Here is a 23,712-nt window from a genome sequence, read left to right on the forward strand (position 1 = left end):
TCTTCCAGGACTTCTCTGGCTTCTCTGGACTTTCCAAACTGTGGTGGAACTGTAAAGCAACCTAGCGGATGACATAGTTCGGTAAGGCTTTTGGGTACCTCCCGGCGGTAACTTGGCGGCATGAGCGCACAAGGCCCGCGCGCGGCGGGCGGCATCGCCGCAGCCGCAGTCGCCGTCGGTGTCGCGCAACTGCTCGGTGCCGCGTTCGGCCCGCAGGCCGATGTGCGTACCGCGGTCGGCTCTGCCGTCATCGAGCTGACCCCAGGCCCGGTCAAGGAGTGGGCGATCCAGCTGTTCGGCACGGCCGACAAGCTGTTCTTGTCGGTGGCCGTGCTGGTGGCGATCGCGCTGCTCGCCGCGGTCGCCGGTCTCGCCGAACGCAAGCGCCGCCCGATCGGCAGCGCGATGATCGCGATCGCCGGTGTGGTCGGGTGCGCCGCGGTGCTCAGCCGTGCGCAGGGCTCCGCGGTGGACGTCATCCCGACCATCGTCGGCGCCGTGTGCGGCATCGGGACTCTGCGGCTGCTGATCTCGGACCGGTTTGCCACCACCGGCGGAGCCGGTGAGAGTGGTGAAGCCGGCGGAGCCGGTGAGAGTGGTGAAGCCGGCGGAGCCGGTGAGAGTGGTGAAGCCGGCGGAGCCGGTGGAACCAGCCCAGCCGGCGGAGCCGGTGAAAGTGCTGAAGACAGCGAGGCCGGGCCTCCCGACCGTGCGAAACGCCGGTCGCTGCTCACGCTGGGCCTGATCGGCGCCGGGGTCGCCAGCGGCGTCGCCGGGGCCGTCATCACCCGGCTGACCTCGTCGGTGGCCGGTGATCGACAGCAGTTCGCGCTGCCCGAGGTAGACGTGCCCGCTGCCCCGATTCCGCCGACGGTGCAACCGAAGAACGTCGATCTACCGTCGTTCGTCACCGCCAACCCCGACTTCTACCGCATCGACACCGCGCTGACGGTGCCCCAGCTCAGCCGGGAGCAGTGGGAACTCAGAATTCACGGCATGGTCGATCGTGAGGTGACCTTCCGCTGGGGCGACCTGGACCGTTTCGAAGCCGTCGAGCAGGCCGTCACACTGACCTGCGTCTCCAATCCGGTGGGCGGCGAACTGATCTCGAATGCGGTGTGGACCGGTTACCGGGTGCGCGATCTGCTCGCCGAAGCCGGCGTCCGCGACGACGCCGACATGGTGCTGTCCCGGTCGATCGACGGCTGGACCGCCGGCACTCCGGTCGACGCCCTCACCGGCGAGAAGGCGATGCTCGCCGTCGCGATGAACGGCGAACCGCTTCCCGTCGAGCACGGTTACCCGGCCCGCCTCGTCGTGCCGGGCCTCTACGGCTACGTGTCGGCCACCAAGTGGGTGATCGACATGGAGGTCACCCGTTTCGACCGCGCCGAGGCGTACTGGACGCGGCTGGGCTGGTCGGCCCGGGGCCCGATCAAGACCGAATCCCGCATCGACGTCCCACGCAGCGGCCAGGACGTACCCGCGGGCCAGGTGACGTTCGGCGGTGTCGCGTGGGCGCAGGACCGCGGGGTGCGTGCCGTCGAGGTCCGCGTCGACGGCCCGGACGGCGAGGGCCGCTGGCAGCAGGCCACGCTCGGTGCCGCGTACTCCGACGAGACGTGGCGGCTGTGGAGCCTCGACTGGGAGGCCCGGCAACCGGGACCGCACACGATCACCGTGCGCGCCACCGACAACACCGGTTACACGCAGACCTCCGAACGGGCCGATCCGGTTCCCGACGGCGCGACGGGCTGGCATTCCGTCGATTTCGCCGTGACGTGACGCTGTCGGTGCGGCATGTCAGGCTGACGCCGTGTTGTTGGTAGAGGTTGCCCGTGCCTCCGCGGACGTCGCCGGCACGTCGGCGCGGCTGGCCAAGGTCGCGCGCATCGCCGATCTGCTGCGGCTCGCCGGGCCCGAGCCCCGCGAGGTCGCCGTCATCGTGTCGTGGTTGTCCGGTGAGCTGACCCAACGCCAGATCGGTGTCGGCTGGGCCGCACTGCGCACCGTCCCGGAACCCGCGACGGTGCCGGTGCTGAATGTGCTCGAGGTCGACGACAGGTTCGGCACGATCGGCGCGACCGCCGGGAAGGGCTCGCAGGCTCGCCGCGCCGAACTGCTGGCCGAACTGTTCGGTGCGGCCACCGATGTGGAACAGATGTTCCTGCGCCGCCTGCTCACCGGCGAACTGCGCCAGGGCGCCTTGGTCGGGGTGATGGCCGACGCGGTCGCCCGGGCTGCCGACCTGCAGGGTGCGGCGGTCCGCCGCGCCGCGATGCTCAGCGGCGACCTGCCGGCGGTGGCCGCCGCGGCGATGACCGACGGTGCGGCGGCGCTCGAGCGGTTCACGCTGCAGGTGGGCACCCCCGTGGGGCCCATGCTCGCGCAGACGGCGACCGGTGTCGGTGACGCTCTCGAGCGACTGGGCGGCACAGCCGTCTTCGAAGCCAAGCTCGACGGAGCCCGGGTCCAGATCCACCGCGACGGCCAGGCGGTGAGGATCTACACCCGCAGCCTCGACGACGTCACCGCACGGCTGCCCGAAATCGAGGCCGCCACCTTGGCCCTGCCGGTCAGCAGGCTGATCGCCGACGCCGAGGCGATCGCGTTACGCGCCGACGGCCGACCCCACCGCTTCCAGGTCACCGCTTCGCGATTCGGCCGGCGCGGCGGGGTCGCGGCGGCCGACGCCCAGCAACTGTCGGTGTTCTTCTTCGACGTGTTGCACATCGACGGCCGGGATGTACTCGACCTACCCGCGGGTGATCGGCTCGCGTTGCTCGACGCCGCGGTGCCCGCACCGCAGCGCGTCGACCGATTGACCACCTCGGATACCGTTGCGGCCCAGCAGTTTCTGGACGCCACCCTCGCGGCCGGCCACGAGGGTGTGATGGCCAAGTCCCCCACCGCGCCGTACGAGGCCGGCCGCCGCGGCGCGGGCTGGCTGAAGGTCAAACCGGTGCACACGCTCGATCTCGTCGTTCTGGCTGTCGAATGGGGCTCGGGCCGGCGCACCGGCAGATTGTCCAACATCCACCTCGGCGCGCTGGACCCGGCGACCGGCAACTTCGTCATGCTGGGCAAGACCTTCAAGGGAATGACCGACGAGATTCTGGCCTGGCAGACCGAGCGCTTCCTGAGCCTGGCCGACGGCCCCACCGACGGTTACGTCGTCTCGGTGCGTCCCGAGCAGGTGGTCGAGATCGCGTTCGACGGGATCCAAACGTCGTCGCGCTACCCCGGGGGGATGGCGCTGCGGTTCGCCCGGGTGCTGCGCTACCGCGACGACAAACCCCCTTCCGAGGCCGACACCATCGACACGGTGCGCGCCATCTGGGAACGCGCCAACTGATCCGCCGCCGCGCTGGCATGATGTGGCTTTGCCCGACCACCTGGAGGTGCGGTGAACAGCAGTCACGGTTCGGACGGCAACACGATCGACGGGGTCCCCCGCCGCCGGATCGTGCTGGCCTCGATGGTCGGCACCACCATCGAGTTCTACGACTTCTACATCTATGCCACCGCGGCCGTCTCGGTGTTTCCCCACCTGTTCTTCCCGAAGGGCGACCCGACCACAGCGCTGCTGGCCTCGCTGGCCACGTTCGGCCTTGCGTTCGTCGCCCGCCCGGTGGGCTCCATCCTTTTCGGTCATTTCGGCGACCGGGCGGGGCGAAAGACCACGCTGGTCGCCTCGTTGTTGCTGATGGGTATCGCGACGTTCGCGATCGGACTGTTGCCCACCTACTCCCAGGTCGGCGTTGTCGCACCGGCGCTGCTCGCGGTGATGCGGTTCGCTCAGGGCCTGGCGCTCGGCGGCGAATGGAGTGGCGCGGCGTTGTTGGCCACCGAGACGGCGGCACCCGGCAAGCGGGGGTGGGCCGCGATGTGGCCGCAACTGGGGGCGCCCCTGGGCTTCCTGCTGGCCAACAGCCTGTTCGTGGGGCTGATCCTGATGCTGGGCCACAGCAACGTCGACCCCGATCCGGACGGCGCGTTCCTCACCTGGGGCTGGCGGGTGCCGTTCCTGTTGAGCGCGGTGATGGTCGCCATCGGACTGTATGTCCGGCTGCGCATCCTGGAGACCCCGGTGTTCAGCCGGGCCGTCGCTCGCGGTGAGAAGGTCAAAGCCCCGCTGGCAGAAGTGTTCCGCACCAGTTGGCGGCAGTTGATCATCGGCACGTTCGTGATGCTCGCGACGTACACCCTGTTCTACATCGTGACGACGTGGGCGCTGAGCTTCGGCACCGCCAAGCTGCCGCCCGACGGTGCGGGGCTCGGCTTCGCCTATGTCGACTTCCTGGAATTGCAGCTGATCGCGGTGCTGTTCTTCGCGGCCACCCTGCCGGTCGCCGGTCTGCTCGCCGATCGGTTCGGGCGGCGACGGACGTTGTTGGTGGTGACCGCCGGGATCATGGTGTACGGCGCGCTGTTCGCCCCGATGCTCGGCTCGGGCAACACTTCGGCGGGCACCATGCTGCTGTTCCTGATCATCGGAATGACGTTGATGGGCTTGACCTTCGGTCCGATGAGCGCGGTGCTGCCGGAGCTGTTCCCGACCAACGTCCGCTACACCGGGTCGGGGATCTCGTACAACGTCTCGAGCATTCTCGGTGCCGCGGTGGCTCCGTTCATCGCCACCTGGCTGGCTACCAGTTTCGGTGTCGCGTGGGTGGGGCTGTACCTGTTCATCGCGGCGTCGCTGACCTTCGTCGCGATCCTGGTGATGCGCGAGACCCGGGACGCGTCACTGGACTCGGCCGACCGGATAGACCTGGCGCGCTAAACTGTCGCCCATACGGTAAGTGAATACAGGACGGCGGCCATGAACAAAGACGACATGATCCTGATCAGCGTGGACGACCACGTGGTGGAGCCGCCGGACATGTTCAAGAACCACCTACCCAAGAAGTATCTCGACGAGGCGCCGCGGTTGGTGCACAACGAGGACGGCTCCGATACCTGGCAGTTCCGCGATGTGGTGATCCCCAACGTGGCGCTCAACGCCGTGGCGGGCCGGCCCAAGGAGGAGTACGGCCTGGAACCGCAGGGCCTCGATGAGATCCGGCCGGGCTGCTGGAAGGTCGACGAGCGGGTCAAGGACATGAACGCCGGCGGCATCCTCGGGTCCGTGTGCTTTCCGTCGTTTCCGGGTTTCGCCGGTCGGCTGTTCGCCACCGAGGATCCGGAGTTCAGCCTGGCGCTGCTGCAGGCCTACAACGACTGGCATGTCGAGGAGTGGTGCGGGGCCTACCCCGCCCGGTTCATCCCGATGACCCTGCCGGTGATCTGGGACGCCGAGGCCTGCGCCGCCGAGATCCGGCGCAACGCCGAACGGGGGGTGCACGCGCTGACCTTTTCCGAGAATCCCGCAGCCATGGGCTATCCGAGCTTCCACGACGGATACTGGGACCCGGTGTGGAAGGCGTTGGTGGACACCGACACCGTGATGAACGTCCACATCGGCTCCTCAGGCAAGTTGGCGATCACCGCCCCGGATGCGCCGATGGACGTGATGATCACGCTGCAGCCGATGAACATCGTCCAGGCTGCCGCCGACCTGTTGTGGTCCGCGCCGATCAAGAAGTATCCGGATCTGAAGATCGCGCTGAGTGAGGGCGGCACCGGATGGATCCCGTACTTCCTGGAACGGGCCGATCGCACCTACGAGATGCACTCCACGTGGACGGGCCAGGATTTCGGCGGCAAGCTGCCCAGCGAGGTCTTCCGGGACCACTTCCTGACCTGTTTCATCTCCGACCCGGTCGGGGTGGCGTTGCGGAACCAGATCGGCATCGACAACATCTGCTGGGAGGCCGACTATCCGCACAGCGACTCGATGTGGCCCGAGGCCCCCGAGCAACTCGACGAGGTCCTGAAGGCCAACGACGTGCCGGACGACGAGATCAACAAGATGACGTTCGAGAACGCGATGCGGTGGTATCACTGGGACCCGTTCAGCCACATCGCCGAAGACCAGGCGACCGTCGGCGCGCTGCGCAAGGCGGCCGAAGGACACGACGTGTCCATCCAGGCCCTGTCGCACCACGAGAAGGGTTCGCGAGGTGCGGCGTTGCACGCGGCCGCCCGCGGCAACTCGGGTGGTCAGCCAGTCAGCGCGTAGCGGATGGGTAGGTGCTTGAGCCCGCCCACGAAGATGGTGGCCGTATGCTCGGCCGTTCCGGCCAGTTCCACCGAGGTGAGCCGGGGCAGCAATTCGGCGTAGAAGCTGGTGATCTCCATGCGGGCCAGCGCCGCGCCCAGACAGAAGTGCACCCCGTAGCCGAACGCGACGTGCTTGTTGGGGTCGCGACCGACGTCGAAGGTGAACGGATCGGTGAAGACGTCCTCGTCACGGTTGCCCGACGGGTAGGACAGCAGCACCGACTCCCCCGCGGCGATCGGGACGCCGCGAACGACGGTGTCTTGTCGGGCTGTCCGCATGAACTCCTTGACCGGCGTGACCCACCGGATCATCTCCTCGACCGCGAGCGGCAGCAGCGCGGGCTCGCGCTGGAGCCGGTGCAACTGGTCGGGATGTTCGATCAGGGCGTGCAGGCCACCCGAGATGGTGGCGCTGGTGGTGTCGTGCCCGGCGGTGGCGACGATCAGGTAGTAGGACACCGTGTCGATGTCGGACAGCGGCTCCCCGTCGATGCGGGCATTGGCGATCGCGGACGCGAGGTCGTCGGTCGGTTGCGCCCGCCGTGCAGCGGTGATCTCGTTGAAGTAGGTGAACATGTCGAACAACGCGAGCCCACGCTCCTCCATGGTCACGCCGCGCTGCAGCTCGGTGTCGTCGCTACCGAACAGCTCCTGGGTGTAGGTGAGCATGCGGGTAAAGTCGGACTCGGGTATGCCCAACAGGGACATGATGACGTAGAGCGGGAAGTTCACGGCGACCTCCTGGACGAAGTCGCACTCCCCGCCGCGGCGGAACATCTGATCGACGAAGTCTCTGGCCAGCTCGTCCACGCGGACCTTCAACGCGCGCATCGCTTTCGGGCGGAACCAGTCCGCACCGATCGACCGGATCTTGCGGTGCTGCGGATCGTCCATGTGGATCAGTGTGCTCACACCCATCGCGGCCTGCTGGGCGTCTCCTTCGGCGGTGGTGAGCACCGGACGGGGCGAGTTGGTGAACACCGCGTCGTCGCGTTCGATCGCCATGATGTCGGCGTGTTTGGTGATCGCCCAGAAGGGGCGGTAGCCCTCGACATCCACCCACGACACCGGAGCGTGGGCCCGCAGATGTGTCATCGCCGCATGCAGGCGCGTTTCGTCGGCGTAGGCACTCGGGTCGGCGAACACCCTGGCCGCTTCGTCGGCGATCCGAACGCTCATCTCGTCTCCTTCGTCCCACTGCGCAGATCGGTCACCAGCTCGGCAATGGTGGTCTCGTCGATCGATGACGGAAAGCCCACCAGCACACGGTCGATCAGGCCGGCGCAGCGCGACCTGATCTTCGTCACCACGTCCTGCACCGGCGCGGCCACCGCGAACTCGTCGAGGATCGTGTCGTCGATCAAGGCGCCCATCTCATCCCAGCGCCCGGCACGCGACAGGCGGTGCAGGTCGGTCTGCAGCTCCCCCCAGCCGTGCAGTTCCAGCACGCTGCGGTAGGCCGGGGTGGACGCATAGAACGCGATCTGTTTGCGGATGCCTGTCGCAGCCGTGGCCACTTCGTTGTCGTCGCGACCGGTGACGACGAACACCGGGCACGCGAGTTGGACGTCGGCGCGGGCCCGCCCCGCGCGCTGCAGGCCCCGTGACAGCGTCGGCACCGTCACCTCCCGCAGGTAACGCTGCGTCGTGAACGCGTGGGCGAGCAGCCCGTCGGCGACCTCGCCGACCATCTCGGTCATCCGATCCCCGACCGCGGCGACGAAGACCTTGGGGTCCCCGAAGCTGTGCGCGGGCGGGACGAACATCGGCGTCATCAACGTGTGGGTGTAGAAGTCGCCGCGGAAATCCAGTGGGGTGTCGTTGCGCCAACACGACCAGATCGCGCGCATCGCCAGCACGAACTCCCGCATCCGGGCCACGGGCTTGCCCCACGGCATACCGAAGCGCTTCTCGATGTGCGGCTTGATCTGGGAGCCGAGTCCCAGGATGAGCCGGCCTTGGGAGTAGTCCTGGAGATCCCAGCCGATCTGGGCCAGTGTCATCGGATTCCGGGCGAACGCCACCGCGATGCTGGTGCCCAGGTCGATGCTGGTGGTGTGTTCAGCCGCCAGCGCCAGCGGAAGGAACGGGTCGTGGTTGATCTCGGCGGTCCAGCAGCCGTCGTAGCCCAAGCCCTGCAGGCGAATCGCCGCGTCCGCAGCGGTGGCGAGCGGACTGACGACGGCCGCATCCACCTTCAGGCCGCCTCCAGCACCCATGCTGAGCGACGCTACAGTAAGCAATTCAGTATGGTCAACGCTGCAGGCCGCGTCGCCACCGAAGACAGGAGATACCGATGGCAGGGACCGGGGACTGGCAGGAAACTCTCGGCGAGCTCGCCCGTCGCCGGGATCACTCCCGCGCGATGGGTGGTGACGAGCGCCTGGCCAAGCATCACGGCAAGGGCAAGTTGGATGCCCGCGGCCGCATCGACCACCTCCTGGACAAGGGTTCATTCCGCGAGTTCGGCGGCCTGGTCGGCGGCGACATCGCCGCCGACGGAATCGTCGCCGGGGCCGGGTTGATCGACGGCCGACCCGTGATGGTGGGCGCCGAAGACTTCACCACCCTGGCGGGCAGCATCGGCCCTGGCGGAAACGCCAAGCGTTACCGGCTGGCCGAACTGGCGCTGTCGGACCGCATCCCGTTGGTGATGCTGTTGGAGGGAGCGGGTTTTCGTCCCAGCGGCGAGCACTACGGACGCACCCCGACCGATCTGTTGGCACAGGCCCGGTGCTCGGGGCAGGTGCCCACCGTCAGTGGACTGTTCGGGCCGTCGGCCGGTCACGGCGCCCTCGTTGCGCCGGTGTGCGACTGGACGATCATGACCAGCCAGGGCGCCATCTTCACCGCCGGCCCGCCGGTGGTCAAAGAGTCCACCGGAGAGGACATCTCGAAAGAGGAGCTCGGTGGACCGGACGTGGCGCTGAGCAGTGGCGTCATCCACAACCTGGGCAGTGACGATGCCACGGTGCTCGACGACATTCGCCGCTACCTGTCTTATTTTCCGTCGAGCGCCTGGTCGTACCCGGCGTCGCGTGGCGCCGACGACACGACCGGACCACGACCCACGCCCGAACTGCTCGAGATCGTGCCGCGCGGCAACCGCCGGGTCTATGACATGCGCGCGGTGCTCGACGCGGTGTTCGACCGTCCGGATTGGTTCGAGGTCCAACCCAAGTTCGGGCCGGCGATCATCTGCGCGCTGGCCCACCTGGGCGGGCATCCCGTCGCCGTGGTGGCCAACCAGCCGCGCGTGCTGGCCGGCTCGATCGACGCCGACGCGGCCGACAAGGCAGCGCATTTCATCACCGTGGCCGACTCGTTCCATCTCCCGATCGTCTTCCTCGCCGACAATCCGGGGATGCTGCCGGGCAGCCGCAGCGAGAAGAGCGGTGTACTGCGCAGTGGGGCACGCATGTTCGCCGCCCAGACCACGGCGACAACGATCAAGCTGCACGTGACGCTGCGCAAGGCCTACGGATTCGGGTCGATGGTGATGTCGCTGCTGGGATTCGACAATCAGAGCGCTACCTACGCCTATCCGGGCGCCACGATGGGTGCGATGAGCGCCGCCGCGCTGAGCCGGGCCTCGCACGCGGCCGAAGACGTGGAGGCGCGACTGCGCCAGGCGGAAGTCGACGCGTCGTTCCGCTCGGCCGGCCACCTCGGCTTCGACGATCTGATTCACCCCGAGGAGACCCGCGACGCGCTTCTCGACGGCTTGTCACGGGGCATCCACCGCCGTCAGGCGGCCGCCGAACCCGTCGCGCGCACCACGATCACCCCCTGACCAACCCGACGGGCGTGACGTGTCACGCCTTGTGCTCAGCGTCACGGCGAATCACCCCGCTTCGCCGAGGGCCGCACCCTCGGCGTGGTGTGATGGGCCCCTTCGATCCCCTCCGACGTGATTGACAGCACACCTCGGCTATGTATACATTTTGGCTAGTAAGTAGACATGGAGGCCAAATGGCATACCAAAGCGCCGCGAGTCGGATAGCAAGCCAGCTGCGGAACGAGATTCTGCACGGGGAGGTGGCGCCCGGCTCGCGCCTCTCGCAACTGAGCATCGCCGAGCGCTTCGGAGTGAGCCGCATACCCGTGCGGGACGCGATCCAGCTGCTCGCCGGCGAGGGACTACTGCACCCGACATCGAAGGCGACCGCGATCGTCACCGGCATGTCGGTCCCCGAACTGCAGGAGCTCTACGAACTACGCGAAGCGGTCGAACCGCTCGCGACCCAGATTGCGGTGCCCAGCGTCGGGCGCGCCGACATCCTGTCCATGCGCAAGCACATGGAGCTGATGGAATCGAGCAACGAAGCGCCGATCTGGTTGGCAGCCAACGCCGAGTTTCACGCGTGCGTCTACAAACGGGCCAGCCGGCCCCGCATGATCGAACTGGTCGAACAATTGCGCCGGCTCACCGACCGGTACCTCTACATGCACCTCGAGGTCATCGGGCATACCGAACACCTCCACGCCGAGCACCTGGGAATCCTGCGCGCAGTGGAAAGCGGCGACGCAGCGCTCGCGGCGAGGCTCACCCGTGAGCATCTGGCGACCTCACATGACTACATCCTCTCCTACCTGCTCGAGCATCCCGGTGGAGCCGGGGTCGACGACGTCGTGAACTACCACGACCGCGGTAACCAAGAACCCGCACCCACGGCAAAGAAGCCGAGGGGCGCCCAAGTGAAGGGAACTCAATCGTGAACGGATTGGGACAACGGCTCGCAGCCGCTCTGCTCGCCGCGACCACCGCAATCACCATGTCCGGGTGCGTTTCCCGGCCAGGATCGGAAGCAAGCGGCGGCGAAGGGGGCGTCATCCGGTTCACGTTCGCACCGGATCCTGTCTGGGACTACATCACCGACCAGGGAATCCTGGCGGAGATGGAGGAACAGTCCGGGTTCACCATCGACGCGTCCTCGACCTGGGACGAGTTCGGCGTTTTCGCGGGCGGCCACGCCGACATCGTGTCCTCGGCCTCCTACGAGGTGCCCGTGATCGAACAGGAGACCGGGCGCGACACCGTGGTCATCGGCAAGTACAACATGGACCGCAGCGTCATCATCGCCCGCGCCGACAATCCGGCCAGCACGCTGGCCGACCTGAAGGGTGAGGACATCTCGGCCTTCACCGCCGTATCGGCGACACTGGTCTGGGGCGCCTACGCCAAGAAGCTTCACGACGTCGACTTCCGTTCGGGAGGCGGCGACTACAACATCATCGTGTCGGACCCGCAGCAACAAGCCGAGCTCGTGGAGAAGGGCGAGGTCGCCGCATGCGTATGCCTGCCCGAGTTCGCCACCCCGGGGCTGCGCAGCGGCGAGCTGAAGGTGCTCTACGACGGCAAAGCCTCATCTGACATGTATTCCGAGCTGGTGGTGCAAGGCCATGAGGGCCCGATGATCAACGTGTTCCTCGCCGGTGCCGAGTGGGCAGAAGAGAATCCGGAGAAGGTGGAGTTCTTCCTCGACGTCTGGCAGCGCGGCCTGGAGGAGTGGGAGGCCAACCAGTCAACGATCATCGAGACCTATCCTCAGCACTTCGCGGTCGAGGCGCCGGAAGACATCACGTTCGTCCAGGAGTACGTCGGTGACCACGACTGGTTCGTGCGCGACGTGCGATTCGACCAGGCATGGGCCGACAACGAGTCCCAGGTGTTCCCGTTGCTCAAGGAGACCGGGTTCATGGAGCAGGACCAGGCACTGCCGAAGTTCCGGCCGTCTGAACAAGGCGGCGCTTCGTGACAGTAACCCAGAGCAAGCCCCGAAGCGGGGCGGGCGCGGCCCCCGATGAGGGCGCCGCTCCCGCCGCCCGCCCGAGGGCCGCGATGGCCCGCCGCGTCGGGCTCCAATTGGCCGGCTACGCAACGCTGTTGGCCATCTGGTCGATGTGCTCGCTGGTGGTGTTCACCGAGTACGTGCTTCCGGCACCGTGGACAGTCGCCGCCGAGATGTGGCATCTCGCCGCTGACGGCACCGCATTTGTCCAGTTCGGCTCCAGCATTGTCAAGATCGCCCTCGGGTTCGCCATCGGCACCGCGTTCGGGGTTCCGCTCGGCTTGCTGATGGGCCGCGTGCGCTACCAGAAGTACTTCTGGCAGCAACCTCTGCTGGTCCTGGGCAACGTACCTGGCTTGGCCTTCGCGGTATTCGCACTCATCTTGTTCGGCATCGGCGCCATCGGTCCGATCGTGGTGGTGGCGTTCGTTGCTCTTCCCTATGTGGCGCTCAACGTCGCCCAGGGCGTCGAGGAGGTGGACGCCAAGCTGATCGACATGAGCGCGGTGTACGGCATCGGACGAGCGGAGATCGTCAAGTCGGTGTTCCTGCCGTCTGTCATGCCGTTCCTGTTCGCCGCACTGCGATACGGGTTCGCCATGGCCTGGAAGGTGGAAGCGCTGACCGAGGTGTTCGGTGGTCGCAGCGGCATCGGGTTCATGATCCGTCAGTCCTATCAAGAATTTTCGGTGGCCGGTGTGCTGGCCTGGACCGGCTTCTTCGTGATCTTCATCCTGTTGATCGAACGAGTCTTCCTGGCCGGCCTGGAACGACGGTTCTTCGCGTGGAGAGGTGGACGGTGAGATGAGCGCACCTGCGATCAACCCCGGGCAGGCGGTCGACGGCCGAGTGACCCCGCGGCAGAACTGGCTGACCGGTCCGTTCGGGGCCAGTCTGGCGGCAGCGCTGGTATTTCTCGTGGCGTGGCAGCTGGCCGGCACGTTCGGGGAGCGAATTCCCGGGCCGATGCCGGTGGTGAATGCGGCGATCAGCGAGATCGAACGCGGCGAGTTCTTCTACAACTTCGCGATCAGCATGCAGCGCTTCGCGATCGGCATGGCACTGTCGATCGTTGTGGGCGTGGCCCTCGGCATCGCGATCGGCTCGTCGCGAATCTTCGACAACCTGTTCGGTGACGTCAATCTGGTCGGACTGGCGATACCGGCGGTGATCTGGGCGCTGTTGTGCACCATGTGGTTCGGGTTCGCCGACACGGCCCCGATCGTCACGGTGATCCTGTCGGCTGTTCCGTTCGTCGTCGTCAACGTCGCCGCAGGCGCCAGGTCGGTACCACCCGACCTCCTGGACATGTCGCAGTCCTACGACGTGCCGCGGACACGCCGATTACGCCACGCTGTCCTTCCCGCAGTGACCGGATACGTGGTAGCCGGCATCCGGTTCGGCGTGATGTCGGGCTGGAACGGATTGCTGTTGTCCGAGTGGTTCGGCTCCGCTGACGGCGTGGGTCACCGCGCGCGGTACTGGTACGACGCCAATCAACTTCCGGGCTTCGTGGCCTGGATAGCGTTCTTCATCGTCTTCATGGTGCTGACCGACCGTGTTGTGCTCGAGCGTCTTTCCCGGCGGGCGTTCCGGTGGCGTGACGGTGAATCCGCGCCCGGCAAACCATCCGCGGCAGCTGCCGCCTAGCAACCCGACATCAAGGAGACTGGCATGGCCAACGTCACTGTCACCGATCTGCTCAAAGTGTTCAACACGCCGACAGGTCCGCAGACCGTCATCAACCGAATCAACTTCGAGATCGCGGACCGTTCGTTCGTTTCTCTGGTCGGCCCGTCCGGCTGCGGAAAGACCACTCTGCTCAACATCATCGCCGGCATCGAGTCGGCCACGTCCGGAACGGTGAGCGTGGGCGCCGCAGGCCAGCAGGCCAAACTCGCCTACGTCTTCCAGGAGCCGCGGCTGCTGCCTTGGCGGTCGATCTTCGACAACCTGATGTACGTCCAGAAGGTGCGCGACGAGGCCGCCAAGGAGCGCGTCCATCAGGCGCTCACGCGCGTCGGATTGGGCCACGCCGAGCGCAAGTGGCCCGGGCAGCTCTCCGGCGGGCAGCAGCAGCGCGTCGGGATCGCCCGGGCCCTGTCCATCGAGCCCGACGTGTTGCTGATGGACGAGCCGTTCAGCCACCTCGACGCGATCACAGCGCGCGGTCTGCGCGAACACCTCCAGGAGCTGTGGGCCCAGACCCGGAAGACGGTGGTCTTCGTCACCCATGACGTGAGCGAAGCCGCGGAACTGTCCGACCGGATTCTCATGCTGGCGCCCGGCGGCACCATCCATGAAGACATCCCCGTCGACCTCGCTCGCCCGCGCAAGGCCTCCAACACCGAGGTCGCCGTGCTGGAGTCGTCGATTCTGCGCCGGTTCGAGGAACTCGAAGCCAGCTCCCGCCAACCCAGCGTCGCCACCAGCGCCTGACGACCTGACCGACAAGGAATCCCATGACTGACTCTTCGGTGGCTTCTGCCGCGTCCGCCACCTCGCGTAACGGCGAGCATGTCCACGGTCTTCTGATCGATGGCGAGCTGCGACCCGGCGGCGGCGAGATCCTCGAACTGATCAACCCTGCGACGGCAACCGTATTCGCCCGTTGTCACAGCGCCACCATGCAAGACACCGACGCTGCGGTGGTGTCCGCACGAACAGCGTTCGACTCCGGCGTGTGGTCGCAGATGCCGATCCATCAGCGTGCGCGGATACTGAACCGTTTCGGTGACCTTCTGGAACGCGACATGCACAAGCTGTATCGACTGGAGACCGACAACAACGGCCGGCCCATCACCGAAACCAAGGCCCAGATCACCCGACTGCCGGAGTGGTACCGCTACAACGCCGCGTTGCTGTTGGCTGACCGCACCTCCGTGGTCCCGATGTCCGGCTCCTATCACGCCTACACCTCACGGTTCCCCCTCGGCGTGGTCGCCACCCTGTCCTCGTTCAACCATCCGCTGATGATCGCCTCGAAGAGCGTTGCCCCGGCATTGGCCACTGGTAACAGCGTGGTACTCAAACCCTCTGAGCAGACGCCGTTGACGGCGTTGTTGATCGGCGAGCTGGCGCTGGAGGCCGGAGTCCCACCGGGTGTGTTCAACGTAATCCCCGGACTGGGTCCGGTCACCGGTGCCGGACTGGCCGAACATCCCCTGGTCGACAAGGTGGTGTTCACCGGCGGAACCGAGGTAGGCCGCAGCATCTCGATGGCCACCGCGTCGCGCTTTGCCAAATCGACGGTGGAGTTGGGCGGCAAGACACCGGTGCTGGTGTTCGAGGACGTCCCGGTCGAGGTATCCGCTCGCGGGGCGGCGTTCGGCGGTTTCGTCGGAGCCGGCCAAACATGCATCGCCGGAACTCGAATCGTGGTGCAGGAGAGCATCTATGACGAATTCGTCGCTGCCCTGGTTGCGCAGGCGGAGCGGATCAGAATCGGTGATCCGAGCCTACCCGACACCCAGCTCGGGCCGGTGATCTCCGAGCGCGCCCGCCAACGCATTCTCAACTACGTCGACATCGGCATCGGCGAGGGCGCGACGCTCGCCACCGGCGGCGTCGTTCCGGACGTACCGGGACTCGACGGGTACTTTCTCGCCCCCACCGTGCTGTCCAACGTGACCAACCAGATGCGGGTCGCACGGGAAGAGATCTTCGGGCCGGTGCTGGTGGTCATCCCCTTCACCGACGAAGCCGATGCGATCGGCATCGCCAACGACTCGCCGTACGGTTTGGGCTCGTCCATCTGGACGCGAGACGTCGCCCGTGCACATCGAGTCGCATCCAAGCTCGAGCAGGGCATCGTCTGGGTCAATGATCATCACCGGCTCGACCCGTGTTCCCCATGGGGTGGGGTTCGAGACAGCGGACACGGCCGGGAAGGCGGCTGGGAATCATTCAACGACTTCACCCACGTCCGCGCCGTCACGGTGCGCACCGCGCCCGACGACGTGGACTGGTACGGCGGCATCGCTCTGGAAAGGCTGAACTGACATGACCGCGCATCTGTTGAGCGAAACCTCGCTCCCCGCAGTACAGGGCCTCTCGTTCGAGCAGGACGGCTCGATACTGACCGTCCGGTTGGACAGTCCCGAGGGAAACCTGATGACCATGGACATGTGCGACGCACTGGTCGAGGTGCTCTCCGCTCCCCCGGATTCCGCACACATCATGCTCATCACAGGCGCCGGGGACCAATTCTGCATGGGTCGGGAACGCACGGCCGCCACTCCCGATGACCTACCCGCAGAAGTCCGCCGACTTGTCGCCCTCAATGAAGCGCTGACGGCGACACGTCTTGTCACCGTGGCGAGAGTGCACGGAGACGCAGCCGGGTTCGGTGTCGGGCTCGCCGCCCTGTGCGACGTGGCACTTGCCACCCGTGCAGCACAGCTCGGCTTTCCCGAGGTCCGCATCGATCTGGCGCCGGCTCTGGTGTTGGCGTGGCTGCCGCGGATGGTCGGCAGGCGCGCGGCCTTCTGGCTCACTGCCAGTGGGGCTCAGGTCTGCGGAGACGAGGCTGTTCGAATCGGGCTGCTCAACGACGTCGTCGACGATTCCGAGGCACTCGACGCCGCGGTCGAGCAGGCAATCGCGATGTTGTCGGCCGGACAACCTCGGGTCCACACCGAGATCAAAGCCATGCTCAACTCCGTGGAGTCGCTCTCGCAGCAACAGTCCTACGAGCTGGCCAGCGACAGGCTGGTACTCGGGTCACTCCGCCGCCGGCACGCGGCCACCCCCTGAAAACTGCGAATTCGGCGTGGTTGTCGTCGCCGCCGAGCATCGACAACCACGCCGAATTCACTCGGATGCGCGGTAGGCCGTGACGATGGGTTCGAGTTCGTCGGGTGTGGCGCCGTGCATGATCACCGCGTCGGCCCCGTAGTCGAACTCCTTGCGGACGCGGTCCACGCACTGCTGAGGCGACCCGGTCGCCGACGGTTCCAGCCACTCCTCGGGGATCAGCGTGGCGATGTGCTCGATCTGCTCGGCGCTGGCCTTGTGGTCGATACCGCCGGGGATCGACTGCACCACCGCGTCGTCGCGGAACCGTTGCAGCACCGCCGGATCCCAGCCGTTGGTGCTGACCAGCAGGTCTCCGTAACCCTGCAGATAGGTGGCCAGCCGGGCGACGGTCTTCTTCAGCCGCAACTCCTCGGGCAGATGATCGCCGACGGTGGCGAAGCAGGACCACACCCGCACGCTGGCGGGGTCACGACCAGCCTGCTCCGCGGCGTTCTTGACGGTTTTCACCGCGCGCTGCAGGGTCTCGGGGGTGAAGTAGGTGTGCAGGATGACGTCGTCGAACTCCCGCCCGCCCAGCGCCAGGGTCTTGGGGCCGAACGCGACCAATGCCAGCCTGATGTCCTCGTCGAAATCGGGGTCGAGGAACAGGATCTGGTACTTGCCGATCGGCCCGTCGTGGTTGAAGATCATCTCGCCGTGCCAGAGCTTGCGCATGACCTGCGCGAAGTCCTCCATCTGGGAGGTCGTGACCGACGGGACTCCGAATGCCTGGTACATCGCGGCGATCCCACGTCCCAGCCCGAGCGTGAACCGGCCGCCGGAGAGCCGGTGCATGGTGGTAGCCCACGAACCTGTGATGAGCGGGTGACGGGTGTTGTGGTTGGTCGCCGCCGTGGCGATTCGCATGCGCTCGGTCACCGCGAGCGCCGCGCCGGTCAGCGACGACGCTTCCTTGACGTTCCACCGCTCGGAGATGAACGCGGTGCCGAAGCCGAGTTGTTCACCGCGGCGAGCCTCGTCCATCAGCGTGGCCGGGCCTTCCCCGCCGGCGCCGGCCAGCAGGTAATACCCGAGTTCGTCCAAGATCCGCGCTGTCATCGGCGATTCGCTCCGCTCATGCCCACACTCCCTGCTTGTAGCCGCAATTCCAGACTTCGGTGATCCTGCCGTCGACCACCCGGAAGATCTCCATGCTGCCGATCGTCGTCTCGGTACCGTCCTTGAGGGTCATCGGTGACTGATAGACGACTGCGACATGCTCGCCGTCGTCGCCCGCGACCACGAGGTTGAGATCGAAGCGGATGCTCTCGAACATCTCCCAGTGTCCGACCACCCGAGCGACGGCCTGCTCGTGGGTCAGCGTCGTCGACTCGCCCACGTCGTGGCGGATCACTGTGTCACCGAGGAGTTGTTCGGCGAGGGCGAAATCGCGCTGGTTCCAGACCACGAGGTTGTACTGCTCGACGACCTCGCGCGCCGACCGGTGCGTCATGCGAACACGGCGCCGCTCGGCACAGTGTCGGGCGTGCCTCTGGCCACCCCGCTCGAAGTCACGCCGACCTCCCGAGTTATTTGCCACTGCGCAACTAAGTTAGTTGTCGAGCGTCTAATATGCAAGGATGCCGTCCCCCGCCCGAGGCCTCTCCCAGCCCGAGCGCGTCGAGATGTCCAGTCGCCGCCTGGTCGAGGCAGCTGCCGCCCTGATCGTCGAAAAGGGCTGGGAAGCAACCACTGCCGCCGAGATCGGGCGGCGCGCCGGCTACAGCAGAGCGATGGTGCACGCCCGGTACGGCAACAAGGACGCCATTCTGGACGCATTCTTCCTGCACGAGTACGTCCGGGACCTAAGCCCGGAACCCGACCCGACCGCAACAGGACTGGCGGAGGCCGTTGGTCATTTCGACCGGGTGCGTCATCTGTTCGCCGAGGACAGCGAGTTCCTGCGGGCGATGTTCGTGGCCACGTTCGAGGCGGTCAAGAGCACCTCTCCGTTGCGGCCGCGGGTGCAGGCATGGCTGACGCGCGGCATCGACAAGGTGGAGGCGGGCCTGCGCCGTGGGGTACGAGACGGCTCGGTGCGCGCCGACACCGACATCGACAGGGCAACAGCCGATCTCAGCGCCGCAGTCTTCGGTTCGGCCTATCTGTGGACCGTGGGTGGCCAGAGCTACGACCTGGATCGTGAACTGCGCTATGTGCGTGACCGGTTCATCCGCGATTACGGCTCACCGCCGTACTGACGTCGCGCGGCCACGCCTCGGAAGCCGAGTGGACTCCGAGGCCTCACGCCAGCTTGAATCCGGCGTAGCCCGCATCGGCGATGTCATCGCACCGCCGCCGGTACTCCGGAATCCCCGCGGTGTAGCCCATGTACATGCGCTTCTTGCCGGGAACGTTGCCGCCGTTGTACCAGGATCGACAGTTCGGGTGTAGGAGCACGGTGGGCGCGACGAGTGCGGTGGCCTGCTCGATCCGCTCCTGTTGCGCCTCGGGCAGCGCCTCGATCGTGCGGAAGCCGTGTTCGCGCAGATACGACACGCAGGCACCGATCCATTCCACGTTCTGCTCCATGGCAGCCACGAAATTGGCTGCTGCCGAGGGGCTTCCGGGTCCCTGGATGGTGAACAGGTTCGGGAAGCCTGCTACCGCCAGACCGAGATAACTCAACGGCCCCTCCTCGGTCCAGAATTCTCGCAGCGACGCGCCGCCCCGACCCCGGACATCGATCCGGTTCAGGGCACCGGTCATCGCGTCGAATCCCGTGGCGTAGACGATCACGTCGAGTTCGTGCAGGCCAGTCGCGGTCTGGATTCCGTTTGGGCACACCGACTCGATCGGGTCGGTCCGCAGGTCGACCAGGGTGACGTCGTCCCGGTTGAAGGTCTCGTAGTAGCCCTGGTCGATGATCGGCCGCTTGCAGGCGAACGGATGACTCGGGGTCAGCGCCCGCGCCGTCTGAGGGTCGTCGACGATGCGCGCGATGGCTTGGCCGTACAGTTCGGCGGCCATCTGGTTGGCCTCGATGTCGAAGAACAGATCACCCCAGTTCAGCGCTCCCATGATGCCGTCGGTCTCGACCGCTTCGGCCCGCTCCTCGGCCGACGCCTCCTTCAGCGGCGGTTTGGCCAGCATGTCCAGCAGCACCGAGAAGGCGCTCAGCCGCGCCGCCCCGACCGGGTGTTCGCGCTGCGCCGCACGGATCTGGGGGTAGCTCGCCTTGAGCTCGTCGAGTTCGCCCGGCTCGAACGCGCGAACGTGCCAGGGCAGCGTGTACGCGGGTGAGCGCTGAAAAACGCTGAGGTGCTCGGCTTCCCGGGCCACCACCGGGATCAGTTGGACGCCGGTGGACCCGGTGCCGACGACGCCGACCCGCTTGCCGGAAAGGTCCACCACACCGTCGGGCCACCTGCTGGTGTGCAGCGAAGTGCCCGTGAAGCGGTCCATCCCGGGGATCGTGGGTTCCAGCGGCACCGAGAGAATGCCGGTGGCCGCGACGACGAACGGCGCGGCCACCGCGGCACCGCCCTCGGTGTGCACGGTCCACTCGGCTGCCTCGTCGCTGTAGGACATGGCCACGACGGCGGTGTCGAAGTCGATGTCCCGCCGCAGGTCGAGCCTGTCGGCCACGAAGTTGAGATAGGCCTCGATCTCGGGCCGGGCGGACATGGTCTCCGTCCACACCCACTCCTGCTGGATCTCTTCGGAGAACGAGTAGGAGTACTCGATGCTCTCGATGTCACACCGTGCGCCGGGGTAGCGGTTGACCAACCAGGTGCCACCGACCGCATGCGCCTTCTCCAGCACGCGAACCCGCAGACCGAGTTCGCGCAGATGATGCAGCGCGTAGAGACCGGAAAACCCGGCGCCGACGACGATCACGTCGAAGCGTGCGATGTCTCCGTCGATCGTCATTGCTCCTCCGACCTGGATCGGGTGGCTTCGGGCAGGCTACTGTGACTCTTACAGTATCGTCGCCCATAGCGGCTGGGCAGCGGATCGGCCGGATTCTGCGTCGAGGCAGCAGGGAGGCATGGTGAAGGTTCCGTTCACGTGGAAGGTCACCGGATGGTTCATGATCGGCTGGTCCGCGGAGTTCGGGGACCAGTCGGTGCGTCCGCTGCGCTTTTTCGGCGAGGATCTGGTCGCCTACCGCGACGAGTCGGGAGGCTTGCACGTACTCGAGGCGCACTGCCGGCATCTGGGTGCGCACATCGGCCATGGCGGCAAGGTCGTGGGGGAATGCGTCGAATGCCCGTTCCACGGATGGCGCTGGGGCCCGGACGGCACCAACCGTCACATCCCCTACCAGCCGGACCGGCCCAACCGCGCGCTGCGGTTGCGGTCGTACCCGGTACAGGAGCAGTACGGCTGCGTGTTCATGTGGTACCAGCCGCAGGGCAAGGAGCCGCAGTGGGAGCTGCCCGACCTCTTCCACAAGTTCCCCCAGTTCGAGACCGACCCGGACGCCTACTACCGGCCCTATCCGGAGTTCTCCAGCCGCGCCGACGCGATCCCCGTGCACCCGCAGATCGTCGCCGAGAACGGTCCGGACAGCTCACACTTCCGCTATGTGCACGGCGCGACCGTGACCCCGGTGTGTCTGCATTGGGAGCACGTCGGCGAGGAGTGGCGTTTCCTCACCGGCTGGCCGGACGTCACCAGTGACGACCCGACCACGATGGCGTTGCGGATCCACAGCCACTTCTCCGGTTTGGGCTTTGCGGTGAGCGCATTCGAGGGCTCGTCGAACCACCGTCTGATTTTCGCCTGCACACCCGTCGACGACGAGGTGTCGGACATGTTCTATTCGATCTGGTGGCCCAAGGTCGCCGGCGCGACGTCCGACATTCCTCCGGATGAGGTGCGCGCCAAGGTCGAACGTCAGTTCCTCAAGACGGTGTGGGAGGACTGTGACATCTGGCGCCATCAGCGCTACATCGAGAATCCGCCACTGGCGAAGGTCGACGCCAAGCCCTACATGGCGCTGCGCAGATGGGCGCAGCAGTTCTACGAGATTCCTGCCCACCCTCCCGCCGGGGTCACCGCCGACTCTGCGGCCCGCACATGAGTCGGCAGCACGCTGTCACTCCTGCCCACCGTGACCACCACCGACGACCTCATCGGCGCGTGGACGCCATGACTTCGACCATACAACTCCCGGCCAAGTGTCCACCCGCCGATCGGCGACGTTTACAGTTCCTGTCATGACCGACCCGATCGAGTTCACCGTGCCCGCCGCCGCCGACGCCGTCGCTGCTGTCATCGGCGATCGGGAGTTCATCATCCAGGGCGACCGCCGGTTCACCTACGCACAGATCGTCGAGCGCTCCAACCGACTGGCCGGGTATCTGCATTCGCGGGGCTTGGGGTGCCACACCGAACGCGGCCAGCTGGCCGGCCATGAAGTCGGGCAGGACCTGCTCGGCATCTATGCCCACAACGGACCCGAGTACGTCGAAGGCATGTTGGGCGCCTGGCGTGCACGGGTCGCCCCGTTCAACGTCAACTACCGCTACGTCAAGAGTGAGCTGCAGTATCTGTTGTCCGATGCGGGGGCGTCGGCGCTGCTCTACCACGCCGCGTTCGCACCGCGGCTGGCCGAGGTGCTGGCAGACCTGCCTGGGCTCGAGGTCCTGATCCAGATCGCCGACGAGTCGGGGAACGAATTGTTGCCCGGCGCGGTCGACTACGAGTCGATCGTGGCCGAGGGGCCGGCGACGGCGCCGCCGGTGCAACCATCACCCGATGACCTCTACGTGCTCTACACCGGAGGGACGACCGGTATGCCCAAGGGCGTGCTGTGGCGTCAGCACGACATCTTCGTGGCGTCGTTCGGGGGGCGCAGCCTCTACACCGGCGAGCTGGCCACCACCTACGAGGAGATCGCCGCGCGGTGTACCGACTCGCCGGGTACCACGCTGCTGGTGCTACCGCCGCTGATGCACGGCGCCGCGCAGTGGGCGGTCTTCACGGCGATGAATACCGGCCAGTCCGTGGTGTTTTCACAGGTGACCAGCCACCTCGACGTCGACGACGTGGTGCGCACGATCGAGCGCGAGAAGGTCCTGGCCGTCACGGTCGTGGGCGACGCGATGGCGCGGCCGCTGGCCGACGCGCTGGAGCGCACCTCAGCGGACCTGTCCTCACTGGCCGTGGTGGCCAACGGAGGCGCGCAACTGACCCCGACGGCCAAGCAGCGCCTGATCGACGCCAAGCCCAACATGATGGTCGTCGACGGTGTCGGCTCCAGCGAGACCGGCGCCCAGATGACGCACATGTCCGCACCGGGTGCGGTGTCGACCGGCACGTTCACCGCCGGGCCGGACACCTTCGTCGCCGCCGAGGACCTCGGCTCCATTCTCGAGCCGGGCCACGAGGGGATGGGCTGGCTGGCGCAGCGCGGCTATGTCCCGCTGGGCTACAAGGGCGACGCCGCCAAGACCGCCGCGACGTTCCCCGTCATCGACGGGGTGCGCTATTCCGTTCCCGGGGACCGTGCGCGGCATCTCGCCGACGGAGCGATCGAGCTGCTCGGCCGCGACTCGGTCACGATCAACTCCGGCGGCGAGAAGATCTTCGCCGAAGAGGTCGAATCGGCGATCCTGTCTCACCCCGCCGTGGCCGACGTGGTGGTCGCCGGTCGGCCCAGCGACCGCTGGGGGCAGGAGGTGGTGGCCGTCGTGGCGTTGGCCGGCGGCGCCGAGGCCACCGAACAGGAGCTCGTCGACCACGCCGCGGCCGTCCTCGCACGCTATAAGCTCCCCAAAGCCGTCGTGTTCCGCCCTGCCATCGAGCGCAGCCCGGCCGGCAAGGCGGACTACCGGTGGGCCCGAGAGCAGGCTGTCGGCGGTTCCTGAGTCAGCTCTTCCGGAGCCGGCGCCGGGTGCGCTCGACGAAGGACCGGAAGTCGGGACCGTCGCACCATCTCACCCTCCACCCGCACAACCCCGCCAGGCCGAACGCCGGTGACGCCTCCTCGACACCATTTACTGTAAGT

General features: G+C 66.8%; 20 protein-coding genes. 15 read left to right on the forward strand and 5 right to left on the reverse strand.

Going from position 1 to position 23,712, the window contains the following annotated elements; translation table 11 throughout:
• The first annotated feature begins 120 nt into the window (after window positions 1-120).
• From ACEWX3_RS19385 to ACEWX3_RS19400, 4 genes are read left to right on the forward strand one after another with little or no spacing between them, the layout of a single operon-like run.
• Window positions 121-1,785: a molybdopterin-dependent oxidoreductase gene (locus ACEWX3_RS19385; RefSeq protein WP_374157370.1), complete on the forward strand. Its 1,665-nt coding sequence runs from the start codon at window positions 121-123 to the stop codon at window positions 1,783-1,785.
• A 31-nt stretch (window positions 1,786-1,816) separates the two neighbouring features.
• Window positions 1,817-3,355 (forward strand): ATP-dependent DNA ligase, encoded by a 1,539-nt coding sequence (locus ACEWX3_RS19390; protein ID WP_374157371.1) that lies wholly within the window; start codon window positions 1,817-1,819, stop codon window positions 3,353-3,355.
• A gap of 51 nt (window positions 3,356-3,406) precedes the next feature.
• Window positions 3,407-4,786, forward strand: coding sequence for an MFS transporter (locus ACEWX3_RS19395; RefSeq protein ID WP_374157372.1), 1,380 nt, complete (start codon window positions 3,407-3,409; stop codon window positions 4,784-4,786).
• Between the two features lie 39 nt (window positions 4,787-4,825).
• The gene (locus tag ACEWX3_RS19400) at window positions 4,826-6,124 is read left to right on the forward strand and encodes an amidohydrolase family protein (RefSeq protein WP_374157373.1); all 1,299 of its coding nucleotides are present in this window, start codon (window positions 4,826-4,828) and stop codon (window positions 6,122-6,124) included.
• Here the strand turns inward: ACEWX3_RS19400 and ACEWX3_RS19405 are convergent.
• The gene (locus tag ACEWX3_RS19405; protein ID WP_374157374.1) at window positions 6,106-7,344 is read right to left on the reverse strand and encodes a cytochrome P450; all 1,239 of its coding nucleotides are present in this window, start codon (window positions 7,342-7,344) and stop codon (window positions 6,106-6,108) included. The two genes, ACEWX3_RS19400 and ACEWX3_RS19405, sit on opposite strands and share 19 nt — an antisense overlap.
• Window positions 7,341-8,384 (reverse strand): LLM class F420-dependent oxidoreductase, encoded by a 1,044-nt coding sequence (locus ACEWX3_RS19410; protein WP_374157375.1) that lies wholly within the window; start codon window positions 8,382-8,384, stop codon window positions 7,341-7,343. Before ACEWX3_RS19410 ends, ACEWX3_RS19405 begins: the two co-directional genes overlap by 4 nt.
• 77 nt (window positions 8,385-8,461) lie before the next feature.
• On the opposite strand from ACEWX3_RS19410, the gene ACEWX3_RS19415 reads away from it, so the two are divergent.
• The 8 genes from ACEWX3_RS19415 (at window position 8,462) to ACEWX3_RS19450 (ending at window position 16,712) form a co-directional block, all read left to right on the forward strand.
• A complete protein-coding gene (locus tag ACEWX3_RS19415) occupies window positions 8,462-9,958 on the forward strand; it encodes an acyl-CoA carboxylase subunit beta (protein WP_374157376.1) in 1,497 nt (498 codons plus the stop codon).
• Window positions 9,959-10,137: 179 nt separating this feature from the next.
• Window positions 10,138-10,884, forward strand: coding sequence for a GntR family transcriptional regulator (locus tag ACEWX3_RS19420; protein ID WP_207066361.1), 747 nt, complete (start codon window positions 10,138-10,140; stop codon window positions 10,882-10,884).
• Window positions 10,881-11,924 carry an ABC transporter substrate-binding protein gene (locus tag ACEWX3_RS19425; RefSeq protein WP_374157377.1) on the forward strand — a complete coding sequence of 348 codons (1,044 nt, stop codon included), beginning with the start codon at window positions 10,881-10,883 and terminating at the stop codon, window positions 11,922-11,924. The genes ACEWX3_RS19420 and ACEWX3_RS19425 overlap by 4 nt, the downstream gene beginning before the upstream one ends.
• The gene (locus ACEWX3_RS19430; RefSeq protein ID WP_374157378.1) at window positions 11,921-12,760 is read left to right on the forward strand and encodes an ABC transporter permease; all 840 of its coding nucleotides are present in this window, start codon (window positions 11,921-11,923) and stop codon (window positions 12,758-12,760) included. The genes ACEWX3_RS19425 and ACEWX3_RS19430 overlap by 4 nt, the downstream gene beginning before the upstream one ends.
• 1 nt (window position 12,761) lies before the next feature.
• The gene (locus tag ACEWX3_RS19435; RefSeq protein WP_207066364.1) at window positions 12,762-13,607 is read left to right on the forward strand and encodes an ABC transporter permease; all 846 of its coding nucleotides are present in this window, start codon (window positions 12,762-12,764) and stop codon (window positions 13,605-13,607) included.
• Window positions 13,608-13,631: 24 nt separating this feature from the next.
• Window positions 13,632-14,396 (forward strand): ABC transporter ATP-binding protein, encoded by a 765-nt coding sequence (locus tag ACEWX3_RS19440; RefSeq protein WP_163673897.1) that lies wholly within the window; start codon window positions 13,632-13,634, stop codon window positions 14,394-14,396.
• A 23-nt stretch (window positions 14,397-14,419) separates the two neighbouring features.
• Entirely contained in the window at window positions 14,420-15,958 is a 1,539-nt protein-coding gene (locus ACEWX3_RS19445) for an aldehyde dehydrogenase (RefSeq protein WP_207066365.1), read from the forward strand.
• Window position 15,959: 1 nt separating this feature from the next.
• Window positions 15,960-16,712 (forward strand): enoyl-CoA hydratase/isomerase family protein, encoded by a 753-nt coding sequence (locus ACEWX3_RS19450; protein ID WP_374157379.1) that lies wholly within the window; start codon window positions 15,960-15,962, stop codon window positions 16,710-16,712.
• 57 nt (window positions 16,713-16,769) lie between these two features.
• Here ACEWX3_RS19450 and ACEWX3_RS19455 read toward each other — a convergent pair whose 3' ends face one another.
• Complete coding sequence (locus ACEWX3_RS19455) at window positions 16,770-17,813, reverse strand: TIGR03857 family LLM class F420-dependent oxidoreductase (protein ID WP_374157380.1); 1,044 nt, start codon at window positions 17,811-17,813, stop codon at window positions 16,770-16,772.
• Between the two features lie 16 nt (window positions 17,814-17,829).
• The gene (locus tag ACEWX3_RS19460; protein ID WP_207066368.1) at window positions 17,830-18,207 is read right to left on the reverse strand and encodes a nuclear transport factor 2 family protein; all 378 of its coding nucleotides are present in this window, start codon (window positions 18,205-18,207) and stop codon (window positions 17,830-17,832) included.
• A 127-nt stretch (window positions 18,208-18,334) separates the two neighbouring features.
• Between ACEWX3_RS19460 and ACEWX3_RS19465 the strand changes: the two genes are divergently transcribed.
• Entirely contained in the window at window positions 18,335-18,955 is a 621-nt protein-coding gene (locus ACEWX3_RS19465) for a TetR/AcrR family transcriptional regulator (RefSeq protein ID WP_207066369.1), read from the forward strand.
• 43 nt (window positions 18,956-18,998) lie between these two features.
• On the opposite strand, the gene ACEWX3_RS19470 is transcribed toward ACEWX3_RS19465, so the two are convergent.
• On the reverse strand, window positions 18,999-20,627 hold the full coding sequence (locus tag ACEWX3_RS19470) for a flavin-containing monooxygenase (protein ID WP_374157381.1): 1,629 nt from the start codon (window positions 20,625-20,627) through the stop codon (window positions 18,999-19,001).
• 121 nt (window positions 20,628-20,748) lie between these two features.
• Here ACEWX3_RS19470 and ACEWX3_RS19475 point away from each other — a divergent pair, with 121 nt between their 5' ends.
• Both ACEWX3_RS19475 and ACEWX3_RS19480 read left to right on the forward strand, forming a co-directional pair.
• Complete coding sequence (locus ACEWX3_RS19475; protein ID WP_374157382.1) at window positions 20,749-21,783, forward strand: aromatic ring-hydroxylating dioxygenase subunit alpha; 1,035 nt, start codon at window positions 20,749-20,751, stop codon at window positions 21,781-21,783.
• A 136-nt stretch (window positions 21,784-21,919) separates the two neighbouring features.
• Window positions 21,920-23,572 carry an acyl-CoA synthetase gene (locus tag ACEWX3_RS19480; protein WP_374157383.1) on the forward strand — a complete coding sequence of 551 codons (1,653 nt, stop codon included), beginning with the start codon at window positions 21,920-21,922 and terminating at the stop codon, window positions 23,570-23,572.
• Window positions 23,573-23,712: the final 140 nt, after the last annotated feature.

The sequence above is a fragment of the Mycobacterium sp. G7A2 genome (assembly GCF_041902445.1).
Lineage (GTDB): Bacteria > Actinomycetota > Actinomycetes > Mycobacteriales > Mycobacteriaceae > Mycobacterium.